Annotated in this window: 7 protein-coding genes; 6 read left to right on the top strand and 1 reads right to left on the bottom strand. The window is 36.1% G+C overall.

Going from position 1 to position 14,953, the window contains the following annotated elements:
- Positions 1-9: 9 nt before the first annotated feature.
- The 3 genes from AAEO57_RS00820 (at position 10) to AAEO57_RS00810 (ending at position 5,926) form a co-directional block, all read left to right on the top strand.
- A complete protein-coding gene (locus AAEO57_RS00820; RefSeq protein WP_341688509.1) occupies positions 10-2,220 on the top strand; it encodes an endo-1,4-beta-xylanase in 2,211 nt (736 codons plus the stop codon).
- A 125-nt stretch (positions 2,221-2,345) separates the two neighbouring features.
- Complete coding sequence (locus AAEO57_RS00815) at positions 2,346-3,974, top strand: GH35 family beta-galactosidase (protein ID WP_341688507.1); 1,629 nt, start codon at positions 2,346-2,348, stop codon at positions 3,972-3,974.
- Between the two features lie 35 nt (positions 3,975-4,009).
- Positions 4,010-5,926: a sialate O-acetylesterase gene (locus AAEO57_RS00810; protein ID WP_341688505.1), complete on the top strand. Its 1,917-nt coding sequence runs from the start codon at positions 4,010-4,012 to the stop codon at positions 5,924-5,926.
- A 92-nt stretch (positions 5,927-6,018) separates the two neighbouring features.
- Here the strand turns inward: AAEO57_RS00810 and AAEO57_RS00805 are convergent, their stop codons facing one another.
- Complete coding sequence (locus tag AAEO57_RS00805; RefSeq protein ID WP_341688502.1) at positions 6,019-7,233, bottom strand: YCF48-related protein; 1,215 nt, start codon at positions 7,231-7,233, stop codon at positions 6,019-6,021.
- Between the two features lie 393 nt (positions 7,234-7,626).
- Between AAEO57_RS00805 and AAEO57_RS00800 the strand changes: the two genes are divergently transcribed.
- From AAEO57_RS00800 to AAEO57_RS00790, 3 genes are all read left to right on the top strand, one after another.
- Positions 7,627-9,807 carry an alpha-N-acetylglucosaminidase gene (locus AAEO57_RS00800; protein WP_341688500.1) on the top strand — a complete coding sequence of 727 codons (2,181 nt, stop codon included), beginning with the start codon at positions 7,627-7,629 and terminating at the stop codon, positions 9,805-9,807.
- Positions 9,808-9,838: 31 nt separating this feature from the next.
- Positions 9,839-11,767 (top strand): glucosamine-6-phosphate deaminase, encoded by a 1,929-nt coding sequence (nagB, locus tag AAEO57_RS00795; RefSeq protein WP_341688498.1) that lies wholly within the window; start codon positions 9,839-9,841, stop codon positions 11,765-11,767.
- A 161-nt stretch (positions 11,768-11,928) separates the two neighbouring features.
- Positions 11,929-14,940 carry a SusC/RagA family TonB-linked outer membrane protein gene (locus AAEO57_RS00790; protein ID WP_341688496.1) on the top strand — a complete coding sequence of 1,004 codons (3,012 nt, stop codon included), beginning with the start codon at positions 11,929-11,931 and terminating at the stop codon, positions 14,938-14,940.
- Positions 14,941-14,953: the final 13 nt, after the last annotated feature.

Here is a 14,953-nt window from a genome sequence, read left to right as displayed (position 1 = left end):
ACATCAAAAATGAAATATAAAAAGATATTACCTATAATCGCTTCATCACTCTTGGTTTTTGCATCCTGTGATGATAATTTAATGGAATGGGAAAAAGATCCTGAGCACGGAGCAGTAACAGGTGCAGAGCTTCCATTGGGTTTGGTTGAAAAAATTGGCAGATACGAACCTTTGAAAAATTATACAAGTATGATTCTTGGAAACGGAATCGGAGCTGATTTGTATATGAGTGACGCAGTTTATCGAAAAATAGTAAATGAGAACTTTGACGAAGTGACACCTGGCTATGCTATGAAACACGGTGCCATGGTAAAATCTGACGGTAGCATTAATTTTGCTACGATTGATGCTTTCATTGCAGAAACCAAAAAGGCGGGTTTAAGTGTATTTGGACATACTTTAGTGTGGCATTCAAATAATAATGCAAGCTATTTAAATAGTCTTATTGCACCCACAATAATTCCGGGTTCAAGTGGTGCTAATATTTTAGATGTGGCTGGTTTGAAAAGCGGAACTTTTACCAGCTGGTCAAGAAATAACCCGGGTAAAGGAATCGCAATTGTTGCAAATGCAGGACTTACAAGTACTTCGCAGGCTATTCAGTTACAATCCAGTGCAACTTCTTCGTCTGCACATAACTTACAATTAACAAGTCCGGGTACTCTGATTGTAACAGGGCATAATTATGAAATTTCTTTTTACATCAAATCAGATATTGCCGGAAAAGGACGTCTTTCTTTTGATGCAGATGCTGCATTAATAAACAAATATCCATGGAAAGACTGGTATAATACTGGAGGATCCTGGACAGAAGCTTTTATAACATCATCGCAATGGAAGCAGGTTAAAATTAAATTAAGTGCCGCTGATTTTAATGTAGGAGCTACCGCTTTCAAATTTAATATAGATTTGGGTTATTTACCAAACGTAACTTACCTTATTGATGTAAATACAATATCTGTGGTAGATTTGGATGCTCCTGTAGGTGCTGTGAATTTACTTTCAAACGGAAATTTCAATTCTGGTATCACAGGATGGAACAAGTCTAATGGAGCTGCAGATGCTTTAAGTCTTGCTCCTGCTGCTAGTGCTTATGAAGGAAATGGAGCTATGAAGGTAGTAAATGCAACAAGTACGCCTTCTGACCAATGGAGAACTCAAATTCAGTCCACTTTTACTTCTACGTTAAGTGCCGGCAAAAAGTATACGATTGCGTTTATGATCAAATCAGAGGCAACAGGATCTATAAGATGTTCTACAACGCCATCATCATTGGCAAGTTATCAGGGAGACCAGTCAACTTCTCCAACATGGAAACTTATTGAGTGGAAAATCACTGCAAAAGGCGGCGAAACTGGTTTAAGCTTTGATTTAGGAGGTCAGGCAGGTACTTACTATATAGATAATGTTACTGTCACTGATGATGCAGCAGGTACAGGCGGCCCTACAGCTCCTGTTACAATTGATAAAACGGATGCAGAAAAAACTACTATCATTGGTAATGCTATGAAAGACTGGATTTCTAAAATGATGACCCATTACAAAACAAGTGTTTTTGCTATGGATGTGGTGAATGAGCCAATGAAAGAAGACGGAACATTAAGAAATGGGACTGAGGGTGATACTGCAACTGATTATTTCTCTTGGGTAAAATATCTGGGCAAAGATTATGCAGTTACAGCGTTTAAACTGGCTCGTCAGTATGGTAATGCAACAGACAAATTATTTATAAATGATTATAATTTAGAATCTAGACTTGATAAATGTGACGGATTAATTAACTATGTTAAATATATTGAAAGTCAGGGTGCTACTGTTGACGGAATAGGTACACAAATGCACATTTCTTTAACAACTGACAAAGCTAAAATCGATCAGATGTTTCAAAAACTGGCTGCCAGCGGAAAATTAATCAAGATCTCAGAACTGGATATCAGATTAGGTACAGAAACTCCAACGGTAGCACAACAGGCTTCACAAGCAGAAATGTATCAATATGTGATTGATTCTTATAAAAAATATATTCCGGCTTCACAACAATACGGAATAACAATCTGGGGTGTATCAGATAATGCGAAAGAGCATGAATTCTGGCTTCCAAAAGAATCTCCAAATTTGTGGGATGCAAACTATGTACGCAAACACGCCTACAAAGGAACTGCAGATGGTCTTGCCGGTAAAGATGTAAGTAAAGACTTTTCAGGCGAACTTCAGAAATAAAGCCTTTTTATTGTAATTTAATCCATAATATAAATCTGCAAAACGGATTTGTATTATGGATTACTTATTTGTTTTTGATACGTCAACAAGCTTATAATCGATTTTTAATTTTTAAAAAATTTAGAATGATTGGATTTTCTAAAAAAATAGTACCCGCATTATTGTTAACTGTTTTGCAGTTCGGATTTTCGCAGGAAAAAATACCTCATCTTCAAAAAAAAGGCAATAAAACACAATTAATTGTCGACAATAAACCTTTTATAATAAGAGGGGGGGAATTAGGAAATTCTTCTGCAACAAGTATGGAAAGCATGGAGCCAATCTGGGCAAAACTTTCTGACATGAATCTGAATACGTTATTAACTCCAGTGTATTGGGAACTTATAGAACCTCAGGAAGGTAAATTTGATTTTTCATTAGTTGATGATTTAATTCTAAGAGCTAGGAAAGAAAATCTAAAATTGGTATTTCTTTGGTTTGGATCATGGAAAAACAGTATGTCAAGTCATGCTCCGGAATGGGTAAAACTGAATCAGAAGAAATATCCAAGAGTTAAGGATGATAAAAACAAAAGTCACGAAATTCTAACGCCTTTCAGCGAAAATAATTTAGAGGCCGATTTAAAAGCTTTTCAGAAATTAATGAGCCACATTAAAGATTTTGATCAAAAAGAACAAACAGTAATTATGGTTCAGGTGGAGAATGAAATCGGAATGCTGCCTACAGCAAGGGATTATTGCGCATTAGCAAACGATGCATTTAATAAACCGGTTCCCAATGAATTATTAAAATACATGCAGAAAAATAAAGAAATCCTAGTCCCTGAATTTTTAGAAATCTGGAAAAAAAACGGTTTTAAAACTTCAGGAAACTGGGAGGAAATCTTTGGTAAAGGTCTTCATACAGACGAAATTTTCATGGCGTGGTATTTTGCAAAATTCACCAATAAAATCGCCAAAGCCGGAAAAGATGTTTATGCATTGCCGTTATTTGTAAATGCAGCCTTAAACGCTCCTGAAAAGAAGCCTGGAGAATATCCGAGTGCTGGTCCATTACCGCATTTAATGGATATCTGGAAAGCCGCAGGCACATCTGTTGATATGCTTTCTCCGGACTTTTACAATCCGTTATTTAAACACTGGAACGACTTATTTACCCGTCAGGGAGATCCGCTTTTTATTCCGGAACATCGTTTTGACGAAAGTGCACCATTTAAAGGATTATATGCTATTGGGCATTATGAAGCCATTGGTTTTTCTCCTTTCTCAATCGAATCTGTTGCTGATGCAAAAAAAGAGCCGCTCGGAAAAATTTATAATCTTGTAAAACAATTGACTCCTGTCATTGAAGCCAACAAAGGACAGGGGAAAATTGATGGTGTTTTATTAGATAAAGAAAATCAATTACAGATAATTAATCTAGGTAACTTCGAGTTTACATTTAAGCATGATTATACCTTAAACTGGTCTGATGGTGCAAAAGCTGACGTCTGGCCGATGTCGAGTGCAATCATTATTGAAATCGCTCCTGATGAGTTTTATATTGCCGGATCCGGTGTAGTGGTAACTTTTAAAGCTTTAAAAAACACAGCTCTTAACGCCGGAATTTTAAAAACAGACCAGGGGAAATTTGAAAATGATGTATGGAGGACTGTAAGACACTTTAATGGTGATCAGACTCATCAGGGAAGACACCTCAGGATTTCTGTTGGGGATTATGAAATTCAAAAAATAAAATTATATACCTATGAATAATTTATCGGTCTAAACAATAATTCAACGATTTTAAAATGAAAAAAATTATAGTACTGATTACATTATTTATCAGCCTTGGTTTGAATGCTCAGATAAAACTGCCTAGACTGATTAGTGATGGCATGATTTTACAACGTGATTCCAAATTGAAAATCTGGGGCTGGGCTGCTCCTAAAGAAAAGATAGCATTAAATTTTAATCATAAAATATATAAAGCGATTACTGATGAAGACGGAACATGGACTATCAATTTGCCTCCGCAAAAAGCAGGTGGTCCTTATGAAATGATTTTTTCAGCAAGTAATACCATCACCTTAAAAAATATTCTTTTTGGCGATGTATGGATTTGCTCAGGACAATCTAATATGGAACTCCCGATGGAACGTGTTAAGGATAAATACAGTCATGTAATTGCAAACGCAGATAATTCGGCTATCAGACAATTTTTAGTACCGGATCAATATGATTTTGAAAAAGAAAATGTTGATTTTTCTTCGGGTAGTTGGATTTCAGTGACTCCTACTAATATTCTGCAATTCTCGGCTGTGGGATATTTTTTTGCCAGTGAAATTTATGAAAAATATAAAGTTCCAATCGGACTGATTAATGCTGCTTTGGGAGGTTCTCCGGCCGAATCCTGGATCAATGAAGAAGGAATTAAAAAATTTCCTGAGTATTATCAGGAATACCAAAGATTTAAGGATAAAAACCTGATATCCCAAATTGAATCAAATGATAAAAAGATTAATAATGAATGGTATCAATTACTAAATAAAACAGATCAGGGTTTAAAAAATAAATGGTCCAATCCAGAATTAAATGATTCAAACTGGAACACAATGCATGTTCCGGGTTATTGGGCAGACAATGAACTGGGACATGTAAACGGCGCTGTCTGGTTTAGAAAAGAATTTGAAATACCGAAGGTTAAAGAGAATTCGGCTAAACTTATTTTAGGACGAATTGTGGATGCCGATTCGGTTTTTGTAAACGGTCATTTTGTAGGAACAACTTCATACCTGTATCCGCCCAGAAAATATACTTTTAATTCAAATATTTTAAGACAAGGAAAAAATGAAATTGCTATACGTGTCATAAACAACTCAGGCAGGGGAGGTTTTGTCATGGATAAAGAATACCAATTGATAAATGGTAATGATTCTATAAATTTAAGTGGTTTATGGAAATACAGATTAGGAACAAAAATGCTGCCTTTGCCATCGCAGACTTTTATCAGATGGAAACCCGTCGGATTGTACAATGCGATGATTGCTCCGTTAAAAAATTATGCAATGAAAGGCGTTCTGTGGTATCAGGGTGAATCAAGTACCAAAAATCCGGCAGAATATTCGGCTTTAATGGAAACCTTAATCACCAACTGGAGAAAAGAATGGAAACTGGGCAATTTTCCTTTTATATACGTTCAGCTTGCCAATTATATGGAATCAAAACCTGAACCGGTTGAAAGCAATTGGGCTGAGTTAAGACAGCAGCAAAAAAACACTTTATCAGTTCCGAATACGGCCATGGCTGTAACAATTGATTTAGGAGAGTGGAATGACATTCATCCCTTAAATAAATATGATGTTGGGTACAGGCTGGCTTTGCAGGCCAGAAAGATGGTTTATGGAGAAAAAAAACTAATTTCATCAGGACCGCTTTTTAAAGCCATGATTGAAAAAGGAAACACATTAATATTGAGTTTTTCAGATATTGGAACAGGTTTAATTGCCAAAGGTAATGTTGCTTTAAAAGGATTTGCCATAGCCGGTACCGATGGAAAATTTGTTTGGGCAAATGCTGAAATTGAAAATGGTAAAGTAATTGTCTGGAATGATTCAGTTCCAAATCCGATAAAAGTCAGGTATGCCTGGGCTGATAATCCTGTGGAAGCCAATTTATACAATAAGGAAAATTTGCCTGCATCACCTTTTGAAGCAAATCTGAAATAAGAATAGTATCAATAAAAAAGGCAAAAAGTGTTTTATCGCACAATTTGCCTTTTATTTTTATAGTAAAAAAACTAAAATTAAATACGACTGATTTATTGTACTACTAATTTTAGGGTTTCAAAGACTTTATTCCCTTTTTTAATCTTTAAAAAGTAGATGCCAGATGTGAACTCTGATTTATTAAGCAGGTATTGTTCTGATTTAATAGTATTGCGCTTGATTAATTTCCCCGTGATGTCATAAACTTCCAATTCCAATGAACTAAAATCGTTTACGTTTTGAATTGACAATACAGAAACATTCGTCAATGGATTCGGAGATAATGAAAAAGATGCTTTTGGAATAAATTCTTCCTGACCCAAAACGGCATTATTTTTTAATATTGTTCCCGCATCACCAACAACAATTGCGCTGCTTGAATTCAAGAAAAAGACGTTCCAAAGATGTTGAGTAGTTCCAGAAGCCTGTTCTGTCCAGGTATCGCCACCATTATTGGTCATGAAAATCTTGCCCGATAAGCCAACAGCTAACCCCACATTTGCATCAAAAAATTTAATAGCATTTATGGCAATTATACCGGTTATAGATTTATCAACCCAGGTTGCGCCACCGTCAGTTGTTTTTATAACCTTACCGCTTGATCCTGCCACATATCCAGTCATCGCATCAATAAAATAAAGGGAATTGAAACCGCTACCTAGGGGGACTGTAGAAAGGCTTGTCCACGAAGTTCCGCTATTAGTCGTTTTAAAAACTTGTCCGTTATTGGCAGTCAAATAGCCAGTTGTAGCATTTATGAAGAAAATATCTGTCAAATTGTGGCTTGCCGGAGTCGTTAGAGGAATGGTGTAGGAAGTCACCGATGTTCCGCCATCTGTAGTTTTAATGACCTTGTCTTCGGTATTAATAAAATAAGCGTTCGTCGCCGATGTAGCACTTACTCCTAAATATGAACTTGAGTTTGGGGCAGTTATCTTTGTCCAGGTTGTCCCCCCGTCTGTCGTTTTTTTCATGGTTCCGCTAGATGAGGCCACAGTCGATGAAGCAAAGCCAATATTAGCATCAACGAACCAAATGTCGCGCGATGAATAATTGCCATTTGCCGTCCAGGTTACGCCGCCGTCTACTGTTTTATACAACCTCCCAACATCTCCACTTGTAGTAAAACCAGTTGTAGCATTTATAAAATACAATGCTTCCAGGTCGGAAGTGGTAGGTGATGTTTGTTTTGTCCATTGGCTATGAACTTCATTAACTGATAAAATTAGAGATAGTAGTGTAGAAAATAAAAAAGTAGTTTTGTTCATATTACAATGTTTTTTTGTTGTACAATGATAATTTTAATTAATCAGATTTCCTATACATTTTCTCTCTTTTAGCATGATGTTTTTCTTGCATTTGAAAATGTTTGGAGATGAGCATTAAGCATTTTTTTTTAATGCAAAATATGTCCATAGTTTTGAACAATTCATCCATTTCTTAAAGACTCTTTAGCAGTAATTTTATCATTAATTAATCATTATGGTTGTTAGAAAGATTAAGTGTTTGATGTCAATATTTTTCATTGAGAATGTTGAGCTTAGATTTTGTGTTAGTTTTTAAGTTGATTTGAAGGGAGATTAATTGATTAATCTCCCTATTTTTTTACGTAAGTGTTTTTAAGAAAATAAATTGTGTTAATTTAATAAATAGGTATTTTTATGAAAAGTGAGTGTTTGGAAATTAAAAACGACTATTCCTTAATAAATGATGTGATACTGATTTTGGTAATGTTGTTTCTTTTGGGATCTAAAGTATATTGTCAGAATGCAGACAATACAAAAAGTGCTTTAATCGTAATTGAAAGGCTAATTGGTAACCGTGCAAAAGAGTTTGATTTACATATTATTGAAAATCAAAATCAAAATTCAGATTCGTTTGAAGTCGAAACCACAGGAAACAAGGTAAAAATTAGCGGGACATCTAATACTGCGGTTTGTTATGCGGCTTATACCTTTCTTAGGGATATTGGAGCATCTTCGGTTAGTTGGGAAGGCAGCAGAATCAATTTGCCTAAAACATGGCCTGCATATTCAAAAAAACAATCTACTCCTTTTAAATACAGAAAATACATTAATGCCTGTACTTTTGGGTATACCACGCCCTGGTGGGACTGGAAACGCTGGGAACAGGAAATTGACTGGATGGCGCTTCACGGAATTAATCTGCCTACAGCTCTGGAAGGACAGGAAGCTGTCTGGCAGGAATTATGGAAAGAATACGGTCTAACAGATAGCCAGTTACAGGCACATTTTACAGGTCCTGCTTTTTTACCATGGCAGCGAATGGGCAACATAAACAGCCTTGACGGACCTCTGCCTCAGGAATGGATCAATAAAAAGAAAGAAGTTCAGAAGAAAATTTTACAAAAGATGAGAGCTTTGGGCATGCATCCTGTTGTACCGGCTTTTAGTGGTTATGTACCAAAAGCATTTGCAGAACAGCATCCCAATTCAAAAATAAGCGAATTAAAATCATGGTCAGGAGGAGGGTTTGAAAGTACTTATCTGTTAGATCCTAATGATCCTTTGTTTAAAGAAATCGGAAAACGTTTTATTGAAATTTACACAAAAACATACGGACAGTCTGATTTTTATCTGGCAGATTCCTTTAACGAAATAACACCACCAGTTTCTGAAGAACATAAATATGAAGAGCTATCAGATTATGGCAATACTATTTTTGAAACAATTAATGAAGCTTCACCGGGTGCAACATGGGTAATGCAGGGATGGCTTTTTGGAGATAACAAAGAATTTTGGACTAAGGAAGCTACAAAAGCTTTTCTGAGTAAAGTGCCAAAAGACCGAATGATTGTTCAGGATTATGCAAACGACCGATATAAGGTCTGGGAAAATCAGGAAGCTTTTTACGGCAAACAATGGTCTTACGGTTACGTACATAATTATGGAGGATCCAATCCAGTTTATGGAGATTTAAATTTTTACAGAAAAGAACTCATAAGCTTACTGGAAAACCCGAATAAAGGAAACATTGTGGGTTATGGTGTAATGCCTGAAGGGTTGAATAATAACTCAATAGTTTACGAATATATTTACGATCTTCCATGGACACAAGGAAAAGAATCTGTAGATGAATGGCAAAAAAAACATCTGAAAGCAAGATACGGAAAAACACCTGACAAAGTTTTGGAAGGATGGCAACTGGCAACAGAAGCTGTATACAGTACTAAATACTGGGAAACCCGCTGGTGGAATGACTGGGCGGGGGCTTATCTGTTTTTCAAAAGACCTACACTAAAAGTAACAGAATTTAAAGGAAATCCGGGAGACAAAGAAAAACTAAAACTGGCGATTGATCTTTTGAAAAAAGAAGCTAAAAATTTCGATAAAAAGAATCTTTATCATTATGACTTAATAGATTTTTCAAGGCAATATTATTCTTTATGTATTGATGATTTACTAATGGAATGTGTTGCAGCTTATGAAGCTAAAGACATCAAAAAAGGAGATGATTTATTTAAAGAGATTGAAAAACAGGCTTTGGATATTGATGCTATGATGTCAGGTCAGCCTTTAAACAACCTGAATTACTGGCTGAAATCGGCTTGGGATTATGGGGAGACACCTGAGAGCTCAAAATTATATTTAAAAAATGCAAAATCCTTGATAACATTATGGGGCGGAGAAGGACATTTAAATGATTACGCATCCAGAGCCTGGAAAGGCATGTACAAAGATTTTTACTGGCCAAGGTGGAAAATGTTTTTACAGGCGCAAAGAGAATCTGTCATTAACAACACGCTTTTTGATGAAGCACAAGTAAGAGCATCAATAAAACAATGGGAAGAAAAATGGTGCGAAAGCAAAGAAATGTATTAGAAAATTATACTAACTATAAAAAATAAAAGCAATGTTAAAAAGCAGTATAGACAAAGCGACAAGCTTTGAAAAGCGATTTGAGAATATTGGTACTGTGGTTTATGAAAATTCAGTAATAGCTTCTAAATCAGTAGCCAATGAAATAGCAGGTTTAATTAGAGAAAAGCAGGCTCAAAATCAGTTATGTGTATTGGGTTTAGCAACAGGATCCAGCCCTAAGAGTTTATATGCAGAACTGGTCAGGCTTCATAAAGAAGAAGGATTGAGTTTTAAAAATGTAGTTTCATTCAATCTGGATGAATATTACCCAATGGAACCGGATTCGATAAACAGTTACGTACGGTTTATGAAAGAATTATTATTCAATCATGTCGATATTTTGCCAGAGAACATTCATATTCCGGATGGTACTTTATCAAAAGAAGCCATTGGGGATTATTGTGCCAATTATGAAGCCAAAATTGAAGCATTGGGCGGTATCGATTTACAGGTTTTAGGAATTGGAGGTAACGGACACATCGGGTTTAATGAATCGGGTTCGCTTCAAAATTCAAAAACCCGCTTGGTCGCTCTGGATCATATTACCCGAGTAGCCGCTAGCAACGATTTTTCAGGTTTAAATAATACTCCAAGAACAGCAATTACTTTGGGTGTTAAAAAAATCATGGAAGCCAAAAGAGTAATATTATTGGCTTGGGGCGAAGGAAAATCAAATATCATCAAAGCTTCAGTTGAAGGGTCGGTCACCAACTTGGTACCGGCTTCTTTTTTACAGGAACACAGCAATACTACTTTTGTGCTGGACAAAGCTGCTGCTTCAAAATTAACACGAATTAATACGCCTTGGCTGGTTGAAAATGTAAACTGGACAGAGAATCTTATTCGAAAAGCAGTTTTAGGCCTGGCGCTGCATCTGAAAAAACCAATCCTGATGCTGACAGATGCCGATTATATTGAAAACGGAATGAGTGATTTGCTTGCAGACTTAGGTCCTGCGTACGATATCAATATTCAGATTTTCAATAAACTTCAAAACACCATTACCGGATGGCCAGGCGGAAAACCAAATGCAGACGACAGTAAAAGACCGGAACGAGCAGAACCAGCCAAAAAACGTGTCCTTATTTTTAGTCCGCATCCAGATGATGATATTATAAGTATGGGAGGAACCTTCAAACGTTTGCACGAGCAGGGGCACGAAGTACATATAGGGTATCAGACTTCCGGAAATATTGCAGTTGCTGATGATGAAGCCTTACGATTTGCCAGCTTTGTTTGCGACTACAATGATAAATTCGGAATCAAAAGTGCTGAAGCCGATAACATTTACAAAGAATCGCTGCGATTTCTACAAAATAAAAAGAACAGTGAAATTGATATTCCGGAAGTACGAAACATTAAAGGATTAATCCGAAAAGGAGAAGCTCAGGCTACGTGTTACTTTGTGGGATTGCCGGACAGCCAGATTCATTTTATGGAACTTCCGTTTTATGAAACCGGTACAATTGAGAAAAAACCATTGGGAGAAGAGGATATTCAGATCACAATGGATTTGATTGAGAAGATACAGCCTCATCAGATTTATGCTGCAGGAGATTTAGCAGATCCACATGGTACTCACAAAGTATGTCTGGATGCTGTTTTTGAAGCGGTGAAAAGATTAAAGTCAAAAGATTTCATGAAAGACTGCTGGGTTTGGTTGTACAGAGGTGCATGGCAGGAGTGGGGAATTGATGAAATTGAAATGGCTGTACCAATGGGACCGGATCAGGTACTTGAAAAAAGAAAAGCAATTTTTAAACACCAGTCACAAAAGGATGGAGTTGTTTTTCAGGGTTCTGACAGCAGGGAATTTTGGCAGCGTGCAGAAGACAGGAACAGAGAGACTGCAGATTTATATCATCAACTAGGATTATCTCATTATGCAGCCATGGAAGCTTTCGTAAGATGGATATATTAATAAGACTTTAGTTATAGAATTTTAAAACACGTTCTTTGTAAACCCTTGATTTTACTGGTGCTAACAAAAAAATCCATGTTTATGAATAAGATGTCCATTTCTTAAAAAAACATTAAAAGTAATTTCGTCTAAACTATTTAACCAATTAACTAATACTGAGTATGGAAAAATTAAAACTTTTATTGTTAGCCTTCTTTTTAGGTCTTTCAATTAATTCATGGGCACAAAAAACAGAAGTGTCCGGTGTAATTTTAGATGAAAAGAATTTACCCTTGCCCGCGGCTAATATTCTTGAAAAAGGTACTACCCATAGTGTAGTAACAGATTTTGACGGAAAATTCAAAATGTCTGTTTCAAATCCAAACGCAACCCTAGTGGTTTCTTTCATCGGATTTACAGATCAGACAGTCAAATTAGATGGGTCAAAAACAAATTTTACAATTAGACTGGCTTCTGCAACTACAGCTTTAGAGCAGGTTGTTGTAGTAGGTTATGGTAAAGGATCCCGTAAAAATTTGACAACAGCCGTAACTTCTGTAAAAGCAGATCAATTGAATAATGGAGTAATCAGTGATGTTGGTCAGTTACTTCAGGGTAAAGTAGCAGGTTTGAATGTTTCCAGCAGTGGTGACCCTACTAAACAATCATCAGTAGTTTTGCGTGGAGCTTCTACCTTAAATAGTTCTCAGGGGCCTTTCTATGTAGTAGACGGAATTCCTGGTGTTGATATTTCTATCATTGCGCCAGAGGATATCGTTACAATTGATGTACTTAAAGATGCAGCTGCTACAGCAATTTATGGTAACCGTGCTGCAAACGGGGTTATCATGGTGACAACAAAAAGAGGTGGTAAGGATAAAACCCAGATTAGCTACAGCAATTATTTTGGTAAAGAATATGTGTCTAACCAGCTTAATATGATGAATGCTAAACAGCTTAGAGATTTTACAAGTAAAAACAATCTGAATTTTACTCCTGAAAATGACAAAGGAGCAGATACAGACTGGCAAAAAGCAGTTTTGAGAGATAACGGAGCTTTGTCAAGCAGCCATAACCTTTCGATGAGTGGTGGTGGAGAACACGGTAACTATTTTGCAAGTATTTCTACCATTAATAAAGAAGGAGTTCTTTTAGGCAATAACTTTTCAAGATTGATTGCACACTTAGCTGTTGAACAATTTGCATTTGATGATAAAGTTAAATTTGGACTGAATGTAACCAATTCAAACAGTAAGTATGCTAATGTGCCTCAGCGTAACACAGTGCTTTTGCAGGCAGTAAGCCACCTTCCGGTTTCTCCGGTTAAAAATGAAGACGGATCTTATTTTGAGAACTTTATTCAGACAAGTTATTTTAACCCTGTTGCCATGATCGCTCATGGAGATGATGATACTAAAACAAATAATTTTGTGGGTAGCTTTACTACAGAGGTAAAACTTCCTTTTGGATTCTCTTATAACTTAAACTTATCATACCAACAGTTAAATTCATTGCATGGTGAGTTTTATGACAGCTACTATCAAAAATATAATAGTGCGAATTTCTACAATAACCCAGATCCGCCATTAACCAAAACATTAATGAATTTCGGTGTAAACGGATCTGCTTTAAGAAGTTCATATCAAAACAGCAATACAATTATTGAGAGTTTCTTAAACTGGGACAGAGAATTTGGTGATCACAAAATCAAAGCGGTTCTTGGATACTCATGGCAGGAAGATGTCTTGGGTGATGGTTTTCAGGCTACTACAACCAATTTCCCTGTTGATAATGTAGGATATAACAATCTTGCTTTGAGTAACTACACTTCTGTTAATGGTTATGTAGTGAATTTTGGAGACAGTAAAGCGTATCAGAAAAAACGTTTAATTTCTTATTTCGGTCGTTTTAATTACAATTATAAAGACAAATACCTTCTTCAGGGAACATTAAGAAGAGACGGAGGTTCTGTGTTCGGAGAAAATAATCGCTGGGGATATTTCCCTTCTGTAGGTGGTGCATGGAGAATTGATAAGGAAGGTTTTATGAAAAACCAGGGAATTTTTACCGATTTAAAACTTCGTGCAAGTTATGGTGAAACAGGTAACTCTTCCGGATTTAATGCTTACACAGCGCAGTTTATCTCAGGAAGTCTGGGAACATTTTATTACAATGGTCAGCAGGTAGGTGCTTACGGCCCTAATCAGGCAGCTAACCCGGACTTAAAATGGGAAAAAACAGCTACTGCAAACATTGGTCTTGACTTTACAATTTTAAAAGGAAGAGTATCCGGTTCTGTTGATTTATACGATAAGAAAACGACAGATATGATCTTTAACTATTCTGTAAATCCGGTATTGGTACCAGTAGGAACAATTGTTGCCAATGGTGGTAATATGTCTAATAAAGGTATTGAGGTTGGTTTGAACATTAATGCCATTAAAACTAAGAATTTCAGCTGGACAACCAATTTGAATGGTTCTCACAATAAAAATGAGATAACTAAACTGACAAACCCATATTTCATAGGTGGAGATTCAATTCGTAGAGTACAGCCGGAAGGTGCGGGACAAACAGGAAGTACTTTGCAGATTTTTAAAGAAGGAAAACCTCTTGGGCAATTTTTTACATTGAAATATGCAGGAAAGAATTCAGCAGGCGTTTCTCAATATGTTGCAAAAGACGGAAGTTTAACAACTACACCGGCTATTGGTACAGATTACCATTATGCAGGAAGTGCACAGCCTAAATTTTTATTAGGATGGGATAACAATTTTACCTACAAAAAATTCGATTTGAATATCTTTTTCAGAGGAGTGTTTGGCAATAAAATTTTCAATGCAACCCGTGCAGATTTGTTCAGACCAAGTACTGCTATGACAACCAATATTTTGGTAGATGCTGCAAATGAATCGCCAAATGATTTGAATTCTTATAAATATTCAACCCGATTTATTGAAGACGGAAGTTATTTAAGACTGGACAACCTGACTTTAGGATATGATTTTGGTAAAGTAGGTAAGTACATCAAGAAACTTCGCATTTACGAAACCGTAAACAATCTTTTTGTAATTACTAAATATTCAGGAATTGATCCGGAAGTAGAACAGGGAGGAACCGCTCCAGGTGTAGATTCAAATAATTTCTATCCAAAAACAAGAACTTTCTTGTTTGGTTTAAATGTGGTATTCTAAAATTAAATTGTAA

The sequence above is a fragment of the Flavobacterium calami genome (genome assembly GCF_038290035.1).
Taxonomy (GTDB): Bacteria; Bacteroidota; Bacteroidia; order Flavobacteriales; family Flavobacteriaceae; genus Flavobacterium; species Flavobacterium calami.
Note: the sequence above shows the minus strand (reverse complement) of the source record. Positions and strands in the feature narration are given on the sequence as shown.